Raw genomic sequence first — 23455 nt, 5'->3', positions numbered from 1 at the left:
GGCGAGATGACCTGGTTCGGGATCGGCGAGGCCGACTGGATCGCGCTGCAGCTCACCTTCCGCCTGGCCCTGATCAGCACCGCCCTGTTGCTGGTGCTGTGCCTGCCGCTGGCCTGGTGGCTGGCCCATACCCAGCGCCGCATCAAGGTGGTGATCGAGGCGCTGGTCTCGCTGCCGCTGGTGCTGCCGCCCACGGTGATCGGCTTCTACCTGCTGATCCTGCTCGGCCCCCGCGGCGCCGTGGGCGGCACCCTGGAACGCCTGGGCGCGAGCCACCTGGCCTTTACCTTCACCGGGCTGGTGATCGGCTCGATGGTCTATTCGCTGCCCTTCGTGGTGCAGCCGCTGCAGAACGCCTTCCAGGCCATGGGGCGCCGCCCGCTGGAGGTAGCCGCCACCCTGCGGGCGGGGCCGCTGGATCGACTGGTGTCGGTGGTGCTGCCGCTGTCGCGCCAGGGCCTGCTCACCGCGGCGGTACTCTCCTTCGCCCATACCCTGGGCGAGTTCGGCGTGCTGCTGATGATCGGCGGCGGCATCCCCGGCCAGACCCAGGTCGCGTCCATCGCCATCTACAGCCACGTCGAGGCCATGGACTACGCCGCCGCTCACCGCCTGTCGCTGTTGCTGCTCGTGACGGCCTTCGTGATGCTGGTCTGCATCTATGCCCTCAACAAGCGCTTCAAGATCGTGGGAGTGGCGCCATGAGCCTGGCGTGCGAGTTTCGGCTGGAGCGCGGCGACTTCGTGCTGGACGCCCGGATGACCCTGCCCGAGCGCGGCGTCACCGCGCTGTTCGGCCGCTCCGGCTCGGGCAAGACCACCCTGCTGCGCTGTCTGGCCGGCCTCGAGAGAGCCAGGGGCTGGCTGACGGTGAACGACTGTCGCTGGCAGGATGATCAACGCTTCCTGCCGGTACATCGCCGCCCGCTGGGCTACGTGTTCCAGGAGGCGAGCCTGTTTCCCCACCTGCGGGTGCGCGACAACCTGCGCTACGGCTACCGGCGGGTACCGGCCGACCGACGCCGGGTCGACTTCGACGAGACGGTGCGACTGCTCGGCGTCGAGGCGCTGCTCGAGCGATACCCGCAAGCGCTCTCCGGCGGCCAGCGCCAGCGCGTGGCCATCGCCCGGGCCCTGCTCGCCAGCCCCCGGCTGCTGCTGATGGACGAGCCCATGGCGTCGCTGGACGCCACCAGCAAGGCGGAGATTCTGCCCTACCTGGAGCGGCTTCACGATCACCTGGAAATACCGCTGGTCTATGTCAGCCATGCTCTCGAGGAGGTGGCCCGGCTGGCGGATCACATGGTGCTGCTGGAAGCAGGCCGGGTGCTGGCCGCCGGCCCCTTGCAGGAGCTGCTGACCCGCAGCGACCTGCCGCTGGCCCATGCCGACAATGCCGCCGCGGTATTGGAAGCGCAGGTGCTGGAGTATGACGCCGGGCAGCAACTGGTCACGCTTGGCTGCGGCGACGTGCGACTGCGGGTCTCGCGGGAGCAGGCGCCAACGGGCTCGCGCCTGAGGCTCAGCGTCAGGGCCAACGACGTGGCGATCAGCCTGAGTCCCGCGCGGGATTCCAGCGTGCTCAACTGCCTGCCGGCGCGGGTCGCCGGGATCGACGACGACCCCCACCCCGGCCACCGGCTGGTGCATCTGAGCCTCGGCGACCAGACCCTGCTCGCGCGCATTCCCCGCGAGGCCGTGGAGCGCCTGGCACTCGCCCCCGGCATGGCAGTGCATGCCCAGGTGCGGGCGCGGGCGCTCTAGATTTAAAAGGCGATCAGCTGGACGGCGGCGAATCGGCGAACAGCGCAGTGAAGGCTTCCATCTCCTCGGCCACCGCCTCGCTGGCGATACGCTGCATACGCTGGTAGCGCTCCAGCACCTCCTCGCCCAGGGGCGTGATGCTGGCCCCACCGCCCCGCTTGCCGCCGGTAGCCGTGGCTACCAACGGCGCCTTGAAACACTGGTTCATGGTGTCCACCAGCATCCAGGCACGCCGATAGCTCATGCCCATCTCACGCGCAGCGGCACTGATCGACCCGGTGGCGGCAATGGCCTCGAGCAGTTGCGCCTTGCCCGGGCCGATGGCAATGGCAGGGCCCAACTGGATGCGCAGGCGGGGAATGGTCGGATCATGGGCGGCCACGATGCGCCTCCTTGGACTAGTCAGCCGGATGCTATCACTCCTTCCACCCCGCGGCATTTCGCCTTGTCTGCATTACCCAGCGTATGGATTCCGCGTTTCGCACACAAATTCGTCGGGAACGAATTTGAACAGCCTTTAGGCTGGCCCGAAGGGTAGCCGCCAGGGATGGCGGCTATAGCGCAGCGATTCGCTCGCGCAGGCATTTATTCTCAGCGAAGTAGCAGTACCGGCACCCTGGCCCGCCGCAGCATGGCGGTGGTAGTGCTGCCCACCAGCAGGTGGCGGATGCGCGAGTGGCCATAGGCGCCCATCACCAGCAGGTCGATGCCGTGCTCCTCCTTGTAGGCACGCAGGCTCTCCTCCACCTCGCCGGCACGAATCGCCCCTTCGGCCTCGTGGCCGGCCTCGCGCAGCGTGGCCAGCGCCCACTCCAGCTGCGAACGATTGTCGCCGGTCTCGGCACCGACGATTACCACGTGCACCGGAATCCCGTCGAACAGCGGGCTCTTGGCCAGCATCTCCACGCCCTTGCGGGTGGTCTTGCTGCCGTCGAAGGCGAGCATCACCCGCTGAGGTTGGGTGAAGGTTTCCGGCACCATCAGGATCGGCCTATGCAGCGTGCGCACCACCCGCTCCAGGTTGGAGCCCAGGTGCTCGCTGGCCTGGTGGGCGGTCTCGCCGCGCTTGCCCAACACCAGCAGGCGAATCTCGCTCTGCAGCTCGTCGAGAGTTTCCACCAGGGTGCCGTTGCGCTGGCGGGTGGCGGGCTCGGTCACGCCATTCTCGATGGTGCGCTCCTTGGCCGCCTTGAGCATCAGCCGACCCTGCTCCTGAGCCACCTTGGCGCGCTGCTCGTCGAGCTGAGCGAGTTCCTCGAGCAGATGCTCGCGGGAACCCAATCCAATATGGCCGGAGAGGTCCGCTTCGGCGGTCTGGGGATGGTTGTCCACCACGTGCAGAAAGGTCAGCGGCGCCCCGAGCGCCTGGCTGGCCCAGGCGGCGTAGTCGCACACCCCGGCGGAGAACTGCGAGCCGTCGATGGCGGCCATTACCTGTTCGGTCATTTCATGCTCCTCGTTTCCTTAGTGTCCGCCCATCAACTTTTCCACGGCCGCCGGATCATCGTGAATGGCATGGCGATCGACGATGGTGGCACTGGCCTCGTTGAGCCCGATCAGCTCCACCTCGGTGCCCTCACGACGAAACTTGATCACCACCCTGTCCAATGCCTGCACCGCCGTGATGTCCCAGAAGTGCGCGCGGGAGAGGTCGATGGTGACCTTCTCCACCGTCTCCTTGAAATCGAAGGCGCTGCCGAAGCGCTCGGAGGAGGCGAAAAACACCTGGCCCACTACATGATAGATTCGACGACTGCCAGCGTCGGCCTCTTCGGAGCCGATATAGAGAATGTTGCCGACCTTGTTGGCGAAAAACATCGCGGCCAGCAGCACGCCGACGAACACCCCGATGGCCAGGTTGTGGGTTCCCACGGTAACCGCCACGGTGGTCAGCATGACGACATTGGTGCTCAGCGGATGCTTCTTCAGGTCGCGAATCGAGGCCCAACTGAAGGTACCGATGGAGACCATGATCATCACCGCCACCAGCGCGGCCATGGGGATCAGCGACACCCAGTCGGAAAGGAATACCACCAGGATCAGCAGCAGCACACCGGCCACCAGCGTGGAGAGCCGCCCTCGCCCGCCCGACTTCACGTTGATCACCGACTGGCCGATCATCGCGCAGCCGGCCATGCCGCCCAGCAGGCCGGAGCCGATATTGGCGATACCCTGTCCCTTACACTCGCGGTTCTTGTCGCTCGGGGTATCGGTCAAATCGTCGACGATGGTGGCGGTCATCATCGACTCCAGCAGACCCACCACGGCGAGCATCACCGAGTAAGGCAGAATGATCCACAGCGTGTCGAGGGTCAGCGGCACGTCGGGCCACAGGAACACCGGCAGGGTATCGGGAAGCTCACCCATGTCGCCAACGGTGCGAATCTCCATGCCGGAGAGCAGGTAAACGGCGGTCAGCACCACGATGCACACCAGCGGCGAAGGAATCGACTTGCCCACCCTGGGCAGGTAGGGAAACAGGTAGATGATTGCCAGGCCGGCCGCGGTCATGGCGTAGACGTGCCAGGTCACACCAGTCAGTTCAGGCAACTGCGCCATGAAGATCAGGATGGCCAGGGCGTTGACGAAGCCGGTGACCACCGAGCGCGAGACGAAGCGCATCAGCTCGGCCAGTTTCAGGTAGCCGGCCACGATTTGCAGTACCCCGGTGAGCAGGGTGGCGGCCAGCAGGTACTCGAGGCCGTGTTCGCGCACCAAGGTGACCATCAGCAGCGCCATGGCGCCGGTGGCAGCGGAGATCATCCCAGGCCGGCCGCCGGTGAAGGCAATGATCACGGCGATACAGAAAGAGGCGTAGAGGCCGACCTTGGGGTCGACGCCGGCGATGATGGAAAAGGCGATTGCCTCGGGAATCAGGGCCAATGCGACCACGATGCCGGCGAGGGTATCGCCCTTGATGTTGGAGAACCATTCTTGCTTGGTGGATCGGAACATGCTTCGGTCCAGTCTGTGAGTCGTCATGCCAACCGGCGCATAGCGGATGGCGTCAGGTGTGATGACACATGTTTCCCACGGCGCGTCGAGAGGCGACCTGAGGGAGCACTGTGAATCGGTGAGATATGGGCAAGCGGCCCGGGACATCGAAGGATGTCGAGCGGTGGCGTGCCGATGGCGGCAGCACCCGAGAGGAGAGAAAGCGTTAGGGTGGCGTGACCAGCCCTGTGGAAGAATTCAGCACGTTGCGTTGCATCCGTGGTCGGTTGAGCGGGGCAAAGACGGTATGCCCCGAAACGAGCGGCGTATTCTATCAGTTCCGGCGCAATGCTGCACCCGGGCCCTTAGATCTGGGCCCTCAGCCGCCGCTCCAGCCGCCGTTCGTAAAGCCCCTTGGCCAGCAGCGTGCCCAGCACCAGGCCGCCGCCCAGCAGGGCAATGGGCGCCGGTCGTTCGGCCAGCAGCCACCATACCCACAGCGTGCCCACCACCACTTCCATCAGCATCAGCAGCCCCACCTCGGCGGCGGGCAGATAGAGCGGCCCCCGCTGGATCAGGGTGAAGCCCAGCGGCAGCAGTACCAGGCACAGCAGTATCAGCAACAGCAGGCTATCGGCCGACGGCAGCGCAATGCCGCCACCGGCCAACCCGAGCAACCCCGCCGTGGCGGCCACGATCAGCCCCGACAGCGTGAGCATCGGGCTCATGTCGACCCCGGGGCGGGTACGGCACAGGGTGAAGTTGGCCGCCAGCGCCGTGGCCGCCAGCAGGGCGAAGCCGTTACCCATCCATGAGCCGGCACCGGCATCGTCGAGCACGATCAGCGAGGTGCCGAACAGACAGATCCAGATGGCAAGCCAGGTGCGCCGAGGCAGACGCTCGCCGAGGAACAAGCGTGACAGGAGGGCAGCGATCAGCGGCGCTCCGGCCAGAATCATCAGCACGTTGCCACCCTTGGTGTACTGGTTGCCGAGCACGAAGCCATAGGTGGAGAGGCTGAACAGCACGGCCACGCCGATACCGGTCCAGCCGCAGCGACGATAGGCAGCGGCGGTGCCGGCACCGTGGCGGGCCAACATGATGAGGAGGAAGCCCAGCGCGGTGAGCAGCCCGCGCCACAGCAGGATCTCGCTGTCGGGCAGACCGATCAGCTTGATCAGCAGGGCGTCGGGGGAAATGATCAGCGCACCGCCGCCGGTCAGCAGCAGCCCCTGCTGGCGATGCGAAAGGGAGTGGATCAAGGCGACCTCGAAGTCCGTCGGATCGCCTCAGCATGCCACGTCCGCGCGGACGTGGCACGCTTCGCTCAGCCTTCGCCCAGATCGTCGGGCCGCGTGGCGTTGGTCTTGGCCTGGGCGGTGGACGCCTGCATGTGCCGGAACGCCTCCATGATGTCCATCGGCAGCGGGAAGACGATGGTCGAGGCGTTCTTGTTGCTCATGTCGCTCATGGTCTGCAGATAGCGCAGCTGCAGCGCGGCGGAGTTCTCGGCCATGACGTTGGCCGCTTCAACCAGCTTCTTCGAGGCCTGCAGCTCACCCTCGGCGTGGATCACCTTGGCGCGCCGCTCACGCTCGGCCTCGGCCTGGCGGGCGATGGCGCGGATCATGCTCTCGTTGAGGTCGACGTGCTTGATCTCGACGTTGGCCACCTTGATGCCCCACTCCTCGGTCTGAGCGTCGATGATCTCCTGGATGTCGTCGTTGAGCTTGTCGCGTTCGGAGAGCATCTCGTCGAGATCGTGCTTGCCGAGCACTGAACGCAGCGTGGTCTGGGCCAGCTGGCTGGTAGCCACGGCAAAGTTCTCGACCTGGATGATCGCCTTCTCGGGATCGACCACGCGAAAGTAGAGCACCGCGTTGACCTTCACCGTGACGTTGTCCTGGGAGATGACGTCCTGCTCCGGCACGTCCATGGTGATCACGCGCAGGTCCACCACGCTCATCTGCTGAATGCCGGGAATGACGATGATCAACCCCGGTCCCTTGACCGACTGGAAGCGACCGAGGAAGAAGATCACGCCGCGTTTGTACTCCGGCAGAATGCGGATCGACGCGGCGACCAGCATGAACAGCAGGACGACCGGAATGAGGTATTCGAGCATCATGGTAACTCTCCTGTGTTGCGCTTGGACTCGATGAATTCCGTTACTTTACCGAGCGGCTCGTGGCACGGGCTCGACGTGTAGCGTGAGGCCGTCGACCGCGACCACCCTGACCGCCTCTCCACGCCTCAGGGCTGCGGGGCTGCGCGCATTCCAGCGCTCCCCCCGCATGCGCACATGGCCTTCATGCTGGAAGTCCTCCAGAGCCACACCATGACAGCCTATCAGCTGCTCCTGGCCAGTGCGGGCCGGGCGTCGGCGCAGGCCGGTGAAGCGAATCATCACCCACAGCATGAGCACCGCCGCCACCAGGGCAACGCCGCCGATCATCGGCAAAGAGACGGCAAGCTGGTCGGTATCCATCAGCATCACCGAGCCGATCACGAACGCCGCGATCCCGCCCATACCGAGGATACCGAAGCTCGGCATCAACGCCTCGCCCACGATCAAGCCCAGTCCCACCAGCAGCAGGGCCAAGCCAGCGTAGTTGATCGGCAGCAGTTGGAAGGCGAACAGCGCGAGCAGCAGCGAGATGACGCCTATCGTGCCCGGCACCAGGGCCCCCGGATTGGAGAGCTCGAAGATCAACCCGTAGAAGCCGATGATCATCAGGAAGTAGGCCACGTTGGGGTTGGTGATCACCTGCAGGAACTGGGTGCGCCAGTCGGGATCGAAGCGCTCGACGGTGATGTCGGCGGTACTCAGAGTGCGCTCGCCGCGCTCCATGACCACCTCGCGACCGTCGATCTGCTCCAGCAGATGGTCGATGTCACGCGCCACCACGTCGATGACGTTGATTTCGAGCGCCTCGCGGGAGGTCAGGTTGACCGCTTCGCGTACCGCCTCCTCGGCCCAGTCGGCGTTGCGGCCATGGCGCTCGGCCAGCCCGCGAATGTAGTAGACGGCGTCCTCCAGCACCTTGCGCTCCATGGCGGTCTCGCCGCGCCGGCGCGTATCGGCGGGGGCGGGTGCGTCGCCTTCGGCCTCTGCCGCCTCGGCATCGTTGGTCTCGTTGGCCTCGTCAGCTTCCTGCTCCGCCTCGTCATTCTCCCGTGCGTTGCGCTCCTCGTTGGTCGCGTCCTCCTCTTCGTCGCGATCGTCCATGCCGGGAAAGCCGCCGCCCATCTGTACCGGCGTGGCCGAGCCGAGATGGGTCGAGGGCGCCATGGCGGCGACGTGGCTGCCGTAGAGCAGATAGGTGCCGGCGCTGGCGGCACGGGCGCCGCTGGGCGAGACGTAGATGGCCACGGGCACCGGCGAGGTGAGCATGGCGCGGATCATGCTGCGCATGGTGGCATCGAGCCCGCCCGGGGTATCCATCTGCACGATGACGAGTTCGGCGTTGCGCTCGGCCGCCTTGCGCAGCCCGCGTTCGAAGTAGTCGCCGGTGGCCGGCCCGATGGCTCCCTCCACCGTCATCACCAGGGCGATGCGCTCGTTCTCCTGAGCCTGACTCTGCCAGGCCAGCAGACCACCGCCGACAGCCAGGCACAGGAAGCTGAACCACAGCACAAGACGGTGAAACCAGGCGACACGGCGCACGCTCATGACAGACTTACCTCGCGTCGTGATATGGGTATGCTTGTAGGACCCCACTGGTGGTGTTTCAGTTTCTCCTTAAATCAGGTTAGCAGGCGAAGCCGAGAAAGCCGAACCCGCCACGAAGCCCATCCTGGAGTACGCCGATGCGCCGACTTGTCACTGCCATTGCCCTCTCGCTGCCCCTGGTACCGCCGGCGGCAGCCGACACATGGTCGCAGATACTCGACGAAGCACGCGGCCAGAGCGTCTACTGGCACGCCTGGGCTGGCGATACACGGGTCAACGACTATCTCGAATGGGTGAAGCTGCGCGTGCAAGATGAGCACGAGATCGAGCTGGTGCACGTCAAGATCGACGATACCGGTGCCGCCGTCTCCCGCGTGCTGGCCGAGCGCAGCGCCGGCAATCACGACGACGGCAGCATCGATCTGGTCTGGCTCAACGGCGAGAACTTCGCCGCCATGAAAGAGAACGACCTGCTGTACGGCCCCTTTGCCGAGCGGCTGCCCAACTTCGCGCTGACCTTTCCGGAACACAATCCCGAGGTGGTCACCGACTTCACGCTGCCCACGGAAGGCTATGAGTCGCCCTGGGGCAAGGCACAGATCACCTTCTATTACGACGCCGACGAAGTCGGAGACGAGCCGCCGCGCAGCATGGCGCAACTGCTCACCTGGGCCGAGGCCAACCCGGGACGCTTCACCTATCCCCGTATTCCCGACTTCCTCGGCAGCACCTTCCTCAAGCAGGCACTCATCGCCCTGGTCGACGATCGCGATGCCCTCTATGAGCCGGTGGCGCAGAGCGACTTCGAGGAGGTCACGGCGCCATTGTGGGAGTATCTCGACGCCCTTCACCCTCACCTGTGGCGCAGCGGGCGGCAGTTTCCCGCCAATGGCCCCGAGCTGCGGCGGCTGATGGCCGACGGCGAAGTCGCACTGGCCTTCACCTTCAATCCGGCGGAGCCGGCCGCCGCGGTGGCCGACTTCGAGCTGCCCGAAACGACCCGCAGCTACGTACTCGACGGCGGCACCCTGGGTAACGTGCACTTCGTTGCCATTCCGTTCAACTCGCCGCGCAGTGCCGCCGCCATGGTGGTCGCCGATTTCCTGCTCTCGCCCGAGGCCCAGGCGCGCAAGCAGGACATCTCGGTGTGGGGCGACCCCACCGTGCTCGACGTGACGCGGCTGGACGACGAGACCCGCGCGCTCTTCGAACAGGCCCACGACAACCCCGCCCTGCTGGCCCCGGAGGCGCTGACCGAGACCCTGCCGGAGCCGCACCCGAGCTGGATGACGGCGCTGCAGGACGCCTGGCAGGCGCGCTACGTCGGGCGCTAGAGGCAGTCGCTGCCGATGCTGCGCCTGGCTCCGTGGCTGATCGTCACTCTGCTGGTCGGCCCGATACTGGCCGGCCTGACCATGGCGCTGCTGCCTGCGTTCGGCTATATGCCGGCACTGGGCGGCCATGGCTTCAGCCTGGATCCCTGGCGGCAGCTCCTGGCCCAGCCGGGCCTGGCCCGCTCGGTGGGCGTGAGTTTCGCCAGCGGCCTGGTCACCACGGCCATCTCGCTGGCAGTGGTACTGCTGTTTCTGGCCGGTGTGTCGGGCAGCCGCCTGGACCGGTGGATCCGACGCCTGGTCGCGCCGCTGCTGTCGATCCCCCATGCCGCCGCGGCCTTCGGCCTGGCCTTCCTGATCGCGCCATCCGGCCTGCTGTCACGGCTGGTCTCGCCGGGGCTCACCGGCTGGGAGCGCCCGCCGGACGTGCTGATCGTTCAGGACCCCTGGGGGCTCTCGCTGATGGCCGGGTTGATCATCAAGGAGATCCCCTTCCTGCTGCTGATGTGCCTTGCCGCCCTGCCCCAGCTCGACCCGGAGCGACGCGTGGCCATGGCCCGCTCGCTCGGCTATCGCCCGACCACTGCCTGGCTCAAGGTGGTAGCCCCTTCGCTCTATCCGCTGATCCGGCTGCCGGTCTTTGCCGTCATCGCCTATGCCACTTCGGTGGTCGACGTGGCGCTGATTCTCGGCCCGACGCTGCCGCCGACGCTGGCGGTCTCGATTCTGGTCTGGTTCAACGACCCCGACCTGAGCCGGCGCTTCATGGCCTCGGCCGGCGCCGTGCTGCAGCTCGGCGTCACGGCCGCGGCGCTCATCGCCTGGTGGTGTCTGGAACGCCTGGTCGCCCGGCTGGGGCGGCACTGGCTCGCACGTGGCGGGCGCGGCAATGGCGACTCGCCGCTGCGCCTGGCGGGTAAGGGGCTGATCGGGCTGGCCACACTCACCGCCTTCGCCGGCATCGCCGGCCTGGCGCTGTATTCCATTGCCGGCTTCTGGCGCTTTCCCGATGCCCTGCCGCAGAGCCTCACCGCGGCGCACTGGCTGCGCGCCCTGCCCGCTCTTTCGGGGCCGGTCGCCACCACGGCGCTGATCGCCATCGGCGCTACGCTGATCGCCCTGGCGCTGACCCTGGCGGCACTGGAGAACGAGCAACGCACGGGCCGGCAGCCGGCACAGGGACGACTGCTCTCAGCGCTGACGCTGCTCTACCTGCCGCTGATCGTGCCGCAGATCGCCTTCCTGTTCGGGCTGGTGGTGGTGATGGAGTCGCTGGGCACGCGCCCCACCCCTGCGCTAGTGATCTTCGGCCACCTGCTGTTCGTGCTGCCCTACGTGTTCCTCTCCCTCGCGGAGAGCTACCGCCGCTTCGACCCGCGCTGGTCGCAGCTGGCGGTGAGTCTCGGTGCCTCGCGCAACGGCGCCTTCTGGCGGGTGCGGCTGCCGATGCTGCTGGCGCCGATGCTCACCGCCGCCGCCGTGGGCCTGGCCGTCAGTATCGGCCAGTATCTGCCCACCCTGCTGCTGGGTGCCGGGCGCGTGCCCACCGTGACCACCGAGGCGGTGTCGCTGGCCGCCGGTGGCAATCGTCGGGTGATCGGCGTATGGGCGATGGTTCAGGCCAGCCTGCCGCTGGTAGGCTTCATCATCGCCGTGGGCCTGCCACGGCTGCTGTGGGGCAATCGACGCGACATGAGGGGTTCACCATGAGCACAGGTCATCGCCTGGTGCTGGACGAGGTCCGCCTCGTCCTGGCAGGCAGCACACTGCTCGAACTCGATGCCGAGATCGGTCCCGGCGAGGTTTTCACCGTGATGGGACCGTCAGGATCGGGCAAGTCGACCCTGCTGGCTTACCTGGCCGGCTTCCTGGCACCGGCCTTCCAGGCCAGCGGCCGGGTACTGCTCGACGGGCACGACATCGCCAGCCTGCCGGCAGAGCGTCGCAGCATCGGCCTGCTGTTCCAGGACCCGCTGCTGTTCCCGCACCTCTCGGTGGCCGGCAACCTGCGCTTCGGCATGCCCCGCGCCATGCCCGACAAGGCGGCAAGGGTCGAGACGGCGCTGGCGCAGGTCGGCCTGGCCGGCTTCGGGCCACGCGACCCGGCCACTCTCTCCGGCGGCCAGAGAGCCCGAGTGGCGCTGATGCGCCTGCTACTCTCCGAACCGCGGGCCGTACTGCTCGACGAACCCTTCTCGAAGCTCGACCGGCAGCTGCGCCACGACATGCGCCGGCTGGTCTTCGACCGGCTGCGCGAGGCGGGCCTGCCCAGCCTGCTGGTGACCCACGACCACGAAGATGCCGAGGACGCCGGCGGCAGGGTGATCGAACTAGGACAATGAGTGGGGTCGGCCTGCCCCGCCCCTGAGCGGGCGAAGCAGGCCGGCTGACAGCCTCACGCCGCCAGCAGTTCGACGTCGTAGCGCTCACCGTGGCGTTCCATGTAGTCGGTCAATCGCGCCAGCGGCAGCGGACCCGGCAGCGGGTAGCGCGCCGGGATCTTCTGCTTGGTCTCGATGTAGTAGCGCCCCAGCGAGCCGAAATCCCGCGGGTGCAGCTCCTCGCTGACGCCGATGAACTGCCCCTGCTTGCGGGCCCGGTCCAGCACCTGGCGCCAGCGGTCGATCTGCGGGAATCCCACCCCCTCGACGCCGTTGTTGAACAGCATCAGATTGATCTCGTCGAAGGGATCGCGAGAGTCGAGGTAGGACTCGATAGTATCCACCGAAGGGTTCATGTTGAACTTCATCCAGAACGGCACCGAGCCCGTGCGCAGCGCCCAGTAGGGCTCGAGCATGATGAAGGACTCGACCAGCACACGATTGGACTTCATGCCGCGCTGGCGATACCAGTCGCGGTAGAAGTCGGCCACCATCGGGCTGAGGGAGTCAGGCTCGTCGTAGATCAATCGCTTGACCTGGTAGCCGTGCTGCGCGGCGAAGCGCAGGATGTCGTCCCGCAGCGCCGCCTCGAAGCCCCACTCCGCCTCGGGGCTCCTGCCATCCGGCTCCGGCGAGTCCCAGCGCCGCACCGGCGAATCGTAGCGCTCCAGGTACTCCTCGACCCGTTCGCTGCCGTGCAGGAACTCCTCTTCGGTGGCGCCCCCCAGCGCCCCGTGCTGGAAGAAGTGGCGCTCGCCGATCCGGGTCGTCGGCCAACTGCTGCGGCACTCGGTCACGATGATGGTGCCGCCCGGCTCGAGATTCGCCTCGAGAAAGCGCTCATAAGCCCGGCCCAGGGTCAGCCGCTTGACCCGGAAGTAGTCCATGTACTCCACCATCAGACGGTCCTGATTGGCATCGTGCATGTGGTGAAGCTGCAAGTCCGGATTGGCCTCGAGCAGCTTGGGAGCGTAGCGACGACCGAACTCCATGGCACCCTTTGGGTCGTCGTTGTCCCCCGTGAGGTGGCGCACCGGGATGAAGAAGGTCTGCGGCAGCCAGGGAATGTCGAAGGCGGCCGAGAGATGCGTCAGCGCGCCGCTGGCCGAGCCGACCATCACCGCCTGATAGCGCCGCTGGGGATAGCGGGCCGTGATCCACTCCGCCACCTTTTCGGCATCGATCTGATCGAGCTTGTCCGGGGCGTGCCCCTCGGTCACGCCGCCCACCGCGTAGACCTCTTCGCGAGCCGCCTGCGGCAGCTTGTTCGCCGCCTGCACCAGGTGACCCATGAGATGGCCCTTGCCCAGGCCGGGGTAGTCCTGACCGTGCAGGTAGTTGGAGGCGGCACGCAGCATACCGGTGGCGGAATCGAAATCGGCGATATAAGAAGGGGAACTGGGTCGCATGAGAAACTCCTGTCTTCAGCGATATGAAAAAAATCCCAAGGGAGCGACCTCCTGTCGCTCCCGGCAGCCAGGCTTGGCGGTGTGAAGCGGTGTCAGGCCTGACGATGATAGGCGTACAGCGCCAGCGGCAGCGCTACCGCCGCCAGCCCCAGCGCCAGCCCCATGCCGCTGCTGGTACCGCCATGTTCGCGTTCGATCCAGCCACCGCGGACGGCACCCTCTCCGTCGGAGTGGAACAGGTTGCCCGAGCCGGGCTCGATGGGTAGGTCCTGGGCGAAGTGATCGCTGTTCACCTTGCGCTCCATCATCTTTTCGCCAAGCGGCGGCGCCACGGTGCGAAGAGCCGCCATCATGCGCCCCGAGTTGCCGACGAAGTGCTCGCGCATCGGGTGCCTGGCCACGTGCACGATAGCAGCGGCCACCTTCTCCGGGGGGTAGACAGGCGTCATGGCCTTGACCGGCTGTCCCACGTAGTTGGCCGCACGCTGAAACAGCGGCGTATCGATGGAAGCAGGCAGAATAGTGGAGACGTGAATGTCCGGCGCATCGGCAAGCTCCATGCGCAGGCACTCCGACAGGCCGCGAATGCCCCATTTCGAGGTCACGTAGGCACTGGTGAAGGGTTGGCCGGAATGAGCCACCATCGAGGAGACGTTGATCAGCCGCCCGTGGCCCTGCTCGCGGAATTGGCGAATCGCCTCCCGCGCTCCGTTGACGCAGCCCATCAGGTTGGTCTGAATCACCTTTTCGAAGGCGTCACGCGGCGTTTCCTCCAGGCGCCCGAACAGCGTCACCGCAGCATTGTTGATCCAGACGTCGACGCGCCCGTAGCGCTCCACCGCCTTTTCGCACAACCGCTCGACCTGATCGGCCTCGCACACATCGGTGGGCACGACGATGCCACGACCGCCAAGACGCTCGCACTCCTGCAGCGTCTCCTGCAGTGCAGACTCTCGCCGGGATGCCAGCACCACGGAGGCTCCGCCCCGGGCAAAAGCATGTGCCGTGGCACGACCGATACCGCTCGAGGCACCGGTAATGACTACGATGGCGTCGTGTAACTCGCTGCGTTTCATGACCTACCTCCTTGGAAAATCAACGCATCTAGCGATTCATTGAGCGGCACGCTCATGCGCCAACCGCTACCACTTGGCAGAACGGCACAGGCATACAACCTGCATCAATTGGCAAAACAACCAGCTAACTTCACGCACATTAATTTACTTGAAAAGCCAAAAGACACGTCCTTGCTAAAGATCAATATGGCACAGACGAATTACTTTCTCTGTATCGGCGGGTGAGGAAGTTTTACTTCCCGTACCAGGAATCTCCCCCCATCAAAAGCCTCAACGAACCGCACCATGGCGGGACTTTCACAACCCAAGAAAACTTTACGCAAGTTATGTGCACCTTCGCCTTCACCAAGGTAGCTTTCATCGTCTATACCTATGCATTGACACTTGTTCATGCTCCGAAGAGGTCAATAAGGAAATGGCCCAACGGAGATAGCGCGCCGGCCACATGAAAAGTTGTCTTGCCACTACAGGGAGGGTTGTCATATGGGCAATGTGGCATTGAAGGGTATCGATTCCGATACGAAAGCGGTTCCTCGAAGTCGCGCGTTTACCGCACGTCTCGAGGAGTTCAGGCTCGACGATACCAGCAAGACCGGACGCGACGCAGCCCTGCCTCGGGCCAGGGGCGAAGGACGACATCCGTCACAGCGAATCCTCTTCGCCACCCCGGAAATAGCCGATTTCGTCAAGGTCGGCGGTCTGGGCGACGTCTCCTCGGCCCTGCCCCGGGCGTTGGCAGCTCACCACGACATTCGCATCCTGATGCCGGCCTACCGGGAAGTCCGCAACTCGGCGCTGAACATTCGTCGCGTCGGTCATTTGCCCGCCCACGCCGAGCTGCCGGCCTGCGAGCTTGGCGAGATGACCTGTGCCGACGGCATGGTGATCTACGTGCTGCTCTGCCCCGAGCTCTACGAGCGCGATGGCGGCCCCTATGGCACCGGCCCCGGGGGCTACGGCAGCGGTGGCTGGGAAGACAACGACATTCGCTTCGCCAGGCTGTCGCTGGCCGCCGCCCAGATCGCTGCCGGTCAGGCCGGACTCGACTGGCAGCCACAGTTGCTGCATCTCAACGACTGGACATGTGGCCTGGCCCCCGCCTACCTGGAGTGGATGGGACGCCAGGTCCCCAGTGTCTTCACCATCCATAACCTGGCCTACCAGGGGCTCTTCGACAGGTCGCGCTGTACGGCACTGGGCATTCCCGACAGCGCCTTCCATATCGAAGGGGTCGAGTATTACGGCAGGCTCTCCTTCATGAAGGCGGGCATCGTCTACGCCTCCCACGTGACCACGGTAAGCGCCACCTATGCGCAGGAAATCACCACGCCGGAGTTCGGCTGCGGCCTGGAGGGGCTGCTGTGCTGCAAGGCGCAGCAAGGGCGGCTTAGCGGTATTCCCAACGGTATCGACGACTCCTGGGATCCACGCACCGATGCTCACCTGGTTCAGGCCTTCTCGTCCAACGACTGGCGTGGCAAGCGTGCCAATGCTGACTACGTGCGCCACCGCTTCGGCCTGGCCCCCAGCGCCGGGCCGCTGTTCGCCATGGTCTCGCGCATGGTGCACCAGAAGGGTGTCGACCTGGTCATCGACGCGGCCCCCAGCATCGTCCAGGCAGGCGGCCAACTGGTCTTCATCGGCAGCGGCGAGCGTCGCGTGGAGGAGCAACTGGATCGGCTGGCGGAGCGCTACCCGGGGGCCGTGGCCGCCTACATCGGCTTCGATGAGTACGAGGCCCGCTGCATCTACGCCGGCAGCGACTTCCTGTTGATGCCGTCGCGCTTCGAGCCGTGCGGCCTGAGTCAGATGTACGCCCAGCGCTTCGGCTCGCTGCCCATCGCTCATCGTACCGGGGGGCTGGCCGATACCATCGAGGATGGCGTGACCGGGTTCCTGTTCGAAGGCGCCAATCTGGCCAGCTTCATGCTGGCGATCCAGCAGGCCTTCTCGGTCTATCACTCCACCGAGCTGTTCTATGCCATGCGCCGGGCCGCCATGACCGGGCGCTACCACTGGCGTCAGTCGATCGCGCCTTACACCCAGCTCTATCGGCGCATCTGCAACGAAGCAGGCGTGGAGGTGCGACAAGCCGGATGAACGCAGCCACTCGATTCGAATACACCTTTGGTGCCCAGGTGCTGGGCCCGCACTGGACCCGCTTCGCACTCTGGGCGCCAAGCGCCCACCGGGTCGAGCTCATGGTGGAAGGACAGGCGCCGCTCGACATGACCCAGGCCGGCGAAGGGCGCTTCGTCGGCGAGGCCGAGTGCGACCACGGCACCCGCTATCGCTATCGCGTGCATCTCGACGACGACACCGAGGGCATTCTGGTGCCCGACCCCGCCGCCCGCGCCCAGGCAGGCGGCATCGATGGGCCGAGCCTGGTCGTCGACCCCTTCCGGCACGCCTGGCGGCATGCCGACTGGAACGGGCGGCCCTGGCACGAGACGGTGCTCTACGAACTCCACCTGGGTACCCTGGGGGGACTGGAGGCGGCACGCCGTCAGCTGCCCTACCTGGCCGAGCTTGGCGTCACCGCGGTCGAGCTGATGCCGGTGGCGGCCTTTCCCGGCTCGCGCAACTGGGGCTACGACGGCGTGCTGCCCTACGCCGTGGACGAGGCCTACGGAGACCCGGATGCGCTCAAGGCTTTCATCGACGATGCTCACAGCCTGGGCCTGATGGTTTTCCTCGATGTGGTGTACAACCACTTCGGCCCCGACGGCAACTACCTGCCACGCTACGCCGAGGCTTTCTTCCGCCACGACCGTGACACCCCCTGGGGGCCGGCGATCGACTTCCGTCAGCCCATGGTGCGGCGCTTCTTCATCGAGAATGCGCTGATGTGGCTCGACGAGTACCGCCTCGACGGCCTGCGCCTCGATGCGGTGCACGCCATCGGCGAACGCGATTTTCTGGTCGAGCTGGCCGAGACGCTGCGCAGCCACCTCGACGCCAGCCGCCACGTGCACCTGGTGCTGGAGAACGAGCACAACGACGCCGAGCTGCTCGGGCCGGGCCGCTTCACCGCCCAGTGGAACGATGACTGGCACAACGTCATGCACGTGCTGCTCACCGGCGAGCGCGAGGGTTACTACGGCGAATTCGCCGACGAGCCGACGCAGAAGCTGGTGCGTTGCCTGAGCGAGGGCTTCGTCTATCAGGGTGAGCCCACCCGCGACGGCACACCGCGTGGCACCCCCAGCGCCCACCTGCCACCGAGCGTCTTCGTCGCCTTTCTGCAGAATCACGACCAGGTGGGTAACCGCGCCCTGGGCGAACGTCTGACCCGGCTCGCCGAGCCTCAGGCCCTCGAGGCCGCCATGCTGTTGCTGCTGCTCTCGCCCATGGTGCCGTTGCTGTTCATGGGCGAGGAGTGGGCCAGCGAGCGGCCGTTTCTGTTCTTCACCGATCATCGCGCCGAACTGGCCGAGGCCGTGCGCGAGGGTCGCCGCGCCGAGTTCGCCGCCTTCAGCACCTTCCAGGACCCGGCCAGGCGGGAAGCCATCCCCGACCCCAACGCCGAGGCGACCTTCGCGGCGTCACGCCCCGACTTCGACAGCCGGGAGACGCCGCCCCATGCCGACCGGCTGGCCTACGTTCGGCAACTGCTGGCGATTCGCCATGATGAGATCGTGCCGCGGCTCGACGGCGCTCGCGCCCTGGGCGCCGAGGCGCTGGGCGACAGGGCCGTCGTGGCCCGCTGGCAAATGAACGACGACAGCCAGCTGGTCATTGCCGTGAACCTCAGCGAGCGAGCGGTGGCGACCCAGGCCTTCGGCATCGGCCACCGCCTGCATGAAACCCGCGACGGCGTGGCGGTGGCCACCGAAAGCGGCAGCCTGCCGCCCAACTGCGCCGCCGCCTGGCTGCGCCCCGGCCCCGGCGACGAGGAGCTTTGCGCATGAGCGACGCACGCCTGGATGCGCTGGCCGAGGCCGCCGGCCTGATCGACGAATGGCAGGACAGCGAAGGGCACACCCGCCGGCTCGACGACGCCACCCGGCGGGAGCTGCTGGCACGCCTGGGTTACCCTGCCGGGAACGCCAGCGAGATCGACGCCAGCCTGCAACGCTTGCGTCCGCCCACTTCCTCTGCACAGTGGCCACCGCTGATCACCGCCGAGCAGAGCAGGAGTACGGCGCTGCCTTCTGCCCTCCCTGAAGGCACCGGCTACGTTCTCGTTCTGGAAAACGGCGAGCGTCGCGAGGGCCGGCTCACGCGGGCGGGCGAACTGCCCCCCGTCGAGACACCCGGCTACCATCGGCTGCAGATCGGCGACAGCGTGAGGACCCTGGCCGTGGCCCCGCCGCGCTGCTTCACGCTAGGCGACGCCTGCAACAGCGAGACACCGCGCCTGTGGGGCCTGGCCGCGCAGCTCCATGCCCTGCGTCGGCCCGGCGACGGCGGCATCGGCGACACCCTGGCGCTGGAGCGGCTGGTACGGCATGCCGCTGAGGCCGGCGCTGGAGCCGTGGCGATCAGCCCGACCCACGCCATGTTCAGCGCCGACGTGACGCGCTACAGCCCCTACGCCCCCTCCAGCCGGCTGCTCTACAACGTGCTGCATGCGGCGCCGGAAGCCCTGCTGGGCGAGGAGCCAGTGAAGCGCGCCATGGAGGTCAGTGGCGTGAACGATGCCCTGCCGCGGCTCGAAGCGGAGCCGCTGCTCGACTGGCCTGCCACGGCGAGTGCCAAGCTGTCCTGGCTGCGTGCTCTGTGCGACGACCTGATGCAGCGCGAGGATGCGCAGGCGGTCAGGCTGCGCCAGGCCCTGGCGGCCTTTCGTCAGCGCGGGGGCTCGGCGCTCGAACACCACTGCCGCTTCGAGGCCCTGCAGCACCGGCTCGGCATTCTCGACTGGCGCCAGTGGCCCCGGGAGCTGCACGAGCCGACCGGCCCGGAGGTGGCGCGCTTCGCCGAGGTGGACTCCCGCGACGTCGAGTTCCACGCCTTCCTGCAATGGCTAGTCAGCGAAGGTCTCGCCCGCGCCCAGGCCTCGGCCCGGGAGGCCGGTATGGCGGTGGGGCTGATCGGCGATCTGGCGGTAGGCGCCGACGCGGCGGGCAGCCAGGCCTGGAGCCGCCAGGCGGAGATGCTCGAAGGCCTGTCGATCGGTGCCCCGCCGGATGCCTTCAACGTACACGGCCAGGACTGGGGCCTAGCGCCCTTCTCGCCCCAGGGCCTGGTGCGCTCGGGTTTTCGCAGCTTCATCGACATGCTGCGGGCCGGCTTCGCCCATACCGGGGGGCTGCGCATCGACCACGTGATGGGCCTCATGCGCCTGTGGCTGGTGCCCCACGGCAAGGCCCCCACCGAAGGCGGCTACGTGCGCTATCCGTTCGACGATCTGCTGCGCCTGGTGGCACTGGAGTCCTGGCGTCACCGCGCCATCGTCATCGGCGAGGACCTGGGCACCGTTCCTCCCGGCTTTCGTCAGCGACTGGCACGCCACGGCATTCTCGGCATGCGCGTGCTGTGGTTCGAGCGCGATGCCGAAGGCGGGTTCCTGCCGCCGGCCCAGTGGTCCCGGGACGCCATTGCCACCAGCTCGACCCACGATCTGCCCACCCTGGCAGGCTGGTGGGCAGGGCGCGACATCGAGTGGCGCGACCGCCTGGGCCTGCTGAGCGAAGAGCAGGATGCTCGCAGCGAGCAAGCCGAGCGCCGCAGCGAGCGGGCACGCCTGGCTCGGGCTCTCGGCCTGCTCGATCCGCTGGCCTCTTCCATGGGGCTGGAAGCCACCGAACTGCCCGTTTCGCAGGTGCTGGATGCCGCTGTACAGCAGTTGGGGCTGACCCCGGCACCGCTCACGCTGCTGCCGGTGGAAGACGCCCTGGGGCTGGAGGAGCAAGCCAACCTGCCGGGCACCCTCGACGAGCACCCCAACTGGCGGCGGCGCCTGCCCGACGCCACCGCACGCCTGTTCGCCTCTACCGAGGTGAGAGATCGGCTGGAGCAACTGGCCATGGCCCGCCGTCATGCCGTGCAAGCGTCCTCTACCCAAGAACCCCCTATCCAAGAACCCCCTGTCCAGGAGCCCTCTGTCCAGGAGCCCTCTGTCCCAAAATCCCCGGGGGAGGCTATCGATGAGTGACATCCGCGCCACCGTTCGCCTGCAGTTCCACCGCGGCTTCACTTTGGACGATGCCGCCGAATGGGTCGGCTACTACGCCAGGCTCGGCATCAGTCATGTCTATGCCTCGCCGCTGCAAATGTCCCGCAGCGGCTCACCCCATGGCTATGACGGCATCGACCCTACCCGCATCGACCCCGAGCTCGGCGGCGAGGAGGCGCTGGAGCGGCTGGTGACGCGCCTGCGCGCCCACGGCATGGGCCTGATCCTGGATATCGTTCCCAACCACGTGGCGGTGGGCGGTTCGCAGAACCCCTGGTGGCAGGACGTGCTGGCGTGGGGCCAGGCGAGCCCCTTCGCCGGCTTCTTCGACATCGACTGGCACTCTCCCGATCCGCTGCTGAGCGGCAAGGTGCTGCTACCCTTCCTCGGCGGGCCCTATGCCGACGCCCTGCACGGCGGCGAGCTCGAACTGCGCCACGATCCGGAAACCTGCGCCTTCCACGTGGCCTATCACGAGCATCGCTTTCCTCTCGATCCGCGCTGTTACGGCGACATCCTGCGTCTGGCCGAGCACGATGTCCTCTGGGAACTGGCGCCACGCTTCGATGCCCTGCGCCAGCGCGACGATGCCTATACCGCCGTGGCCGAGTGTCGCCGCGAGCTGCGTCAGGCACTGGCGGAGCCGGCTGCCGCAGGCGCCCTGGAGCGTGCCCTGAGGCTGTTCGACGGCAGCACCCGCGGCGGCGCCATTCGCCTCCACGACCTGCTGGAGCAGCAGCACTACCGTCTGGCCTGGTGGCGAACCGGCGCCGACGAGATCAACTGGCGCCGCTTCTTCGACATCACCGAACTCGGCGGGCTGCGCATCGAGCAGCCCGAGGTGTTCGAAGCGGTGCATGCCCTGCCGCTACGCCTGGTGGAACAGGGCTGGGTCGACGGGCTGCGCATCGATCACATCGACGGCCTGGCCGACCCGCGCGGCTACTGCCGCCGTCTGCGGGCTCGCCTGGGCGAGATCCAGAAACGGCGTCCGCCGGACGCGGTACGCCACGTGGCGATCTTCGTCGAGAAGATCCTCGCCGCCGACGAGACCTTGCATCGCGACTGGGGGGTCGACGGTACCACCGGCTACGAGCTGATGAACGAGATCTCGGCCCTGCAGCACGACCCCGCCGGGGCTCAGCCGCTACGTGAGCTGTGGCGTCGCATCAGCGGCCGCAGCGACGACTTTCTGGATGAGGTGCGCCAGGCCCGCCGCGAGGTGCTGCATACCCTGCTCGTCAGCGAATTCGAGGCCTGCGTTCGTGCCCTGCACGCCATGGCTCGCCATCGCCTGGCGAGCCGCGACGTCACCCTGGCCGCCCTGCGTCGGGCGCTCGAGGCGCTGATCGTGCATTTCCCGGTCTACCGCACCTACGCCGACGATGGCGGCCGTCCGGAGCTCGACGCCAGCTTCTTCGATCAAGCCATGGCCGGCGCCCGCACGGCGCTGAGCCCGCCCGACGCCGCCGTGCTGGCCCGGCTCGAGCGCTGGTTGGGCGGCGAAGCCCCCGCCGACGCCGAAGACGCCGAGGAGCGCTGGCTGCGCCAGAGCGCCATCGTGCGCTTTCAGCAGCTCACCTCGCCGGTGGCCGCCAAGGCCGTGGAGGACACCGCCGGCTATCGCAGCGCGGCCCTGATCTCGCGTAACGACGTCGGCTTCGACGGCGAGCATTTCAGCCACTCGCCACGCCAGTTCCACGAAACCAACGCCTGGCGCGCACGCCACTTCCCCCACGGCCTGGTCGCCACCGCCACCCACGATCACAAGCGCGGTGAAGACGTGCGGGCGCGTCTTGCCGCGCTGAGTGAAAGTCCCGCCGACTTCGCCACCTGTGTCGAACGCTGGCGCGATCTCGCCGCCCCGTTGCGCCAGGTGCTGCCCTCGGGTGCCACCCCCAGCCCCGGCGACGAACTGATCCTCTACCAGCTGCTGCTCGGCGCCTGGCCGCCGACGCTCTCACGTCACGACGACGACGGCATGCATGAATTTGCCGAACGCCTGGCTCAGTGGCAGCAGAAAGCCGTGCGCGAAGCCAAGCTGCGCACGCACTGGCTGTGGCCCGACGAGGCCTACGAGAGCGCCTGCCGCGATTACCTGCTGGGGCTTCTGGCCAGCCCCGAGTTGTGCCGCGAGATCGAGGCGGCGGCCCGCGAGCTCGACCTGCCGGGCGCGCTCAACGGCCTGGTTCAGACGGCGCTGAGGCTGACCGTGCCCGGCATCCCCGACCTCTATCAGGGCTGCGAATATTGGGATTACAGCTTGGTCGATCCCGACAACCGCCGCCCGGTCGATCACGCCGCACGGTTGGCGACGCTCGACCGGCAGCAAGCGCTCGGCGAGGCGCTGTCCGACTGGCGCCACGGCGCCGTCAAGCAGGCGTTGATCACACGCCTGCTTGCGCTGCGCCACGAGCGGCGCGAGCTTTTCGTCCATGGCGACTATCGGCCGCTGGCCACCGCCGGCGCGCATGAGGAGCGGCTGATCGCCTTTCTGCGCAGCCACGCCGATCGGCAACTGCTGGTCGTCGTGCCGCGGCTGTCAGCAGGGCTGCTGACGGACGCCGACCGCCCCCTGGTGCCGCCGACGCAGTGGGGCGACAGCGGCATCTGCCTGCCCCAAGGGGCACGTGGCGCTTGGCAAAGCGCGCTGACCGGTACCACCCTGACAGTAACGACGGAGACTGTCGCTGCCGGGGAATTGCTGAAGGATTTCCCCGTCGGCGTCTACCTACGAGACACGCACAGGCAAAGGGAGAGCTAG

General features: G+C 67.0%; 17 protein-coding genes. 9 read left to right on the top strand and 8 right to left on the bottom strand.

Annotation, left to right across the window (positions count from 1 at the left end):
* The first annotated feature begins 6 nt into the window (after positions 1–6).
* Positions 7–705 (top strand): molybdate ABC transporter permease subunit, encoded by a 699-nt coding sequence (gene modB / locus HOP59_RS08845; RefSeq protein ID WP_234253610.1) that lies wholly within the window; start codon positions 7–9, stop codon positions 703–705.
* Positions 702–1763, top strand: a complete 1062-nt coding sequence (gene modC / locus HOP59_RS08840) for a molybdenum ABC transporter ATP-binding protein (RefSeq protein WP_234253608.1) — start codon at positions 702–704, stop codon at positions 1761–1763. Before modB ends, modC begins: the two co-directional genes overlap by 4 nt.
* 13 nt (positions 1764–1776) lie before the next feature.
* On the opposite strand, the gene HOP59_RS08835 is transcribed toward modC, so the two are convergent.
* The 6 genes from HOP59_RS08835 to HOP59_RS08810 form a co-directional block, all read right to left on the bottom strand.
* Positions 1777–2145, bottom strand: coding sequence for a winged helix-turn-helix domain-containing protein (locus HOP59_RS08835; protein WP_234253606.1), 369 nt, complete (start codon positions 2143–2145; stop codon positions 1777–1779).
* 209 nt (positions 2146–2354) lie between these two features.
* A complete protein-coding gene (locus tag HOP59_RS08830; protein WP_234253605.1) occupies positions 2355–3209 on the bottom strand; it encodes a universal stress protein in 855 nt (284 codons plus the stop codon).
* A gap of 18 nt (positions 3210–3227) precedes the next feature.
* Complete coding sequence (locus tag HOP59_RS08825) at positions 3228–4718, bottom strand: SulP family inorganic anion transporter (protein ID WP_234253603.1); 1491 nt, start codon at positions 4716–4718, stop codon at positions 3228–3230.
* A 344-nt stretch (positions 4719–5062) separates the two neighbouring features.
* Positions 5063–5959 (bottom strand): DMT family transporter, encoded by an 897-nt coding sequence (locus HOP59_RS08820; RefSeq protein ID WP_234253601.1) that lies wholly within the window; start codon positions 5957–5959, stop codon positions 5063–5065.
* Between the two features lie 65 nt (positions 5960–6024).
* A complete protein-coding gene (locus HOP59_RS08815) occupies positions 6025–6825 on the bottom strand; it encodes a slipin family protein (RefSeq protein ID WP_010627105.1) in 801 nt (266 codons plus the stop codon).
* A 45-nt stretch (positions 6826–6870) separates the two neighbouring features.
* Positions 6871–8370, bottom strand: coding sequence for an NfeD family protein (locus HOP59_RS08810; protein WP_234253600.1), 1500 nt, complete (start codon positions 8368–8370; stop codon positions 6871–6873).
* A 137-nt stretch (positions 8371–8507) separates the two neighbouring features.
* On the opposite strand from HOP59_RS08810, the gene HOP59_RS08805 reads away from it, so the two are divergent.
* Genes HOP59_RS08805 through HOP59_RS08795 form a run of 3 tightly spaced genes read left to right on the top strand, consistent with a single transcriptional unit; the run spans position 8508 to position 12046 of the window.
* Positions 8508–9704: an ABC transporter substrate-binding protein gene (locus HOP59_RS08805; RefSeq protein WP_234253599.1), complete on the top strand. Its 1197-nt coding sequence runs from the start codon at positions 8508–8510 to the stop codon at positions 9702–9704.
* A 15-nt stretch (positions 9705–9719) separates the two neighbouring features.
* A complete protein-coding gene (locus tag HOP59_RS08800; RefSeq protein ID WP_234253598.1) occupies positions 9720–11414 on the top strand; it encodes an ABC transporter permease in 1695 nt (564 codons plus the stop codon).
* Entirely contained in the window at positions 11411–12046 is a 636-nt protein-coding gene (locus HOP59_RS08795; RefSeq protein ID WP_234253597.1) for an ATP-binding cassette domain-containing protein, read from the top strand. Before HOP59_RS08800 ends, HOP59_RS08795 begins: the two co-directional genes overlap by 4 nt.
* Before the next feature lie 53 nt (positions 12047–12099).
* On the opposite strand, the gene HOP59_RS08790 is transcribed toward HOP59_RS08795, so the two are convergent.
* Together HOP59_RS08790 and HOP59_RS08785 are read right to left on the bottom strand one after the other, a co-directional pair.
* Positions 12100–13494, bottom strand: a complete 1395-nt coding sequence (locus HOP59_RS08790) for a hypothetical protein (RefSeq protein ID WP_234253595.1) — start codon at positions 13492–13494, stop codon at positions 12100–12102.
* Between the two features lie 92 nt (positions 13495–13586).
* A complete protein-coding gene (locus HOP59_RS08785) occupies positions 13587–14570 on the bottom strand; it encodes an SDR family oxidoreductase (protein WP_234253593.1) in 984 nt (327 codons plus the stop codon).
* Positions 14571–15053: 483 nt separating this feature from the next.
* Here HOP59_RS08785 and glgA point away from each other — a divergent pair, with 483 nt between their 5' ends.
* The 4 genes from glgA to treY are packed head-to-tail and all read left to right on the top strand — an operon-like array spanning position 15054 to position 23455.
* Complete coding sequence (gene glgA, locus HOP59_RS08780; RefSeq protein ID WP_234253592.1) at positions 15054–16670, top strand: glycogen synthase GlgA; 1617 nt, start codon at positions 15054–15056, stop codon at positions 16668–16670.
* The gene (gene treZ, locus HOP59_RS08775; protein WP_234253591.1) at positions 16667–18481 is read left to right on the top strand and encodes a malto-oligosyltrehalose trehalohydrolase; all 1815 of its coding nucleotides are present in this window, start codon (positions 16667–16669) and stop codon (positions 18479–18481) included. The genes glgA and treZ overlap by 4 nt, the downstream gene beginning before the upstream one ends.
* Complete coding sequence (gene malQ / locus HOP59_RS08770; protein WP_010627095.1) at positions 18478–20670, top strand: 4-alpha-glucanotransferase; 2193 nt, start codon at positions 18478–18480, stop codon at positions 20668–20670. Before treZ ends, malQ begins: the two co-directional genes overlap by 4 nt.
* Positions 20663–23455: a malto-oligosyltrehalose synthase gene (gene treY / locus HOP59_RS08765; RefSeq protein ID WP_234253590.1), complete on the top strand. Its 2793-nt coding sequence runs from the start codon at positions 20663–20665 to the stop codon at positions 23453–23455. The genes malQ and treY overlap by 8 nt, the downstream gene beginning before the upstream one ends.

The organism is Billgrantia aerodenitrificans (assembly GCF_021404405.1).
GTDB classification, from domain to species: domain Bacteria; phylum Pseudomonadota; class Gammaproteobacteria; order Pseudomonadales; family Halomonadaceae; genus Halomonas; species Halomonas aerodenitrificans.
This window is presented reverse-complemented; position numbering and strand designations above follow the sequence as displayed.

Bases quoted from the DNA above. Each gene is read 5' to 3' on its own strand.
- modB (WP_234253610.1), top strand. From the start codon at position 7: ATGACCTGGTTCGGGATCGGCGAGGCCGACTGGATCGCGCTGCAGCTC.
- modC (WP_234253608.1), top strand. From the start codon at position 702: ATGAGCCTGGCGTGCGAGTTTCGGCTGGAGCGCGGCGACTTCGTGCTG.
- HOP59_RS08830 (WP_234253605.1), bottom strand. From the start codon at position 3,209: ATGACCGAACAGGTAATGGCCGCCATCGACGGCTCGCAGTTCTCCGCC.
- HOP59_RS08825 (WP_234253603.1), bottom strand. From the start codon at position 4,718: ATGTTCCGATCCACCAAGCAAGAATGGTTCTCCAACATCAAGGGCGAT.
- HOP59_RS08815 (WP_010627105.1), bottom strand. From the start codon at position 6,825: ATGATGCTCGAATACCTCATTCCGGTCGTCCTGCTGTTCATGCTGGTC.
- HOP59_RS08810 (WP_234253600.1), bottom strand. From the start codon at position 8,370: ATGAGCGTGCGCCGTGTCGCCTGGTTTCACCGTCTTGTGCTGTGGTTC.
- HOP59_RS08805 (WP_234253599.1), top strand. From the start codon at position 8,508: ATGCGCCGACTTGTCACTGCCATTGCCCTCTCGCTGCCCCTGGTACCG.
- HOP59_RS08800 (WP_234253598.1), top strand. From the start codon at position 9,720: ATGCTGCGCCTGGCTCCGTGGCTGATCGTCACTCTGCTGGTCGGCCCG.
- HOP59_RS08795 (WP_234253597.1), top strand. From the start codon at position 11,411: ATGAGCACAGGTCATCGCCTGGTGCTGGACGAGGTCCGCCTCGTCCTG.
- HOP59_RS08790 (WP_234253595.1), bottom strand. From the start codon at position 13,494: ATGCGACCCAGTTCCCCTTCTTATATCGCCGATTTCGATTCCGCCACC.
- HOP59_RS08785 (WP_234253593.1), bottom strand. From the start codon at position 14,570: ATGAAACGCAGCGAGTTACACGACGCCATCGTAGTCATTACCGGTGCC.
- glgA (WP_234253592.1), top strand. From the start codon at position 15,054: ATGGGCAATGTGGCATTGAAGGGTATCGATTCCGATACGAAAGCGGTT.
- treZ (WP_234253591.1), top strand. From the start codon at position 16,667: ATGAACGCAGCCACTCGATTCGAATACACCTTTGGTGCCCAGGTGCTG.
- malQ (WP_010627095.1), top strand. From the start codon at position 18,478: ATGAGCGACGCACGCCTGGATGCGCTGGCCGAGGCCGCCGGCCTGATC.
- treY (WP_234253590.1), top strand. From the start codon at position 20,663: ATGAGTGACATCCGCGCCACCGTTCGCCTGCAGTTCCACCGCGGCTTC.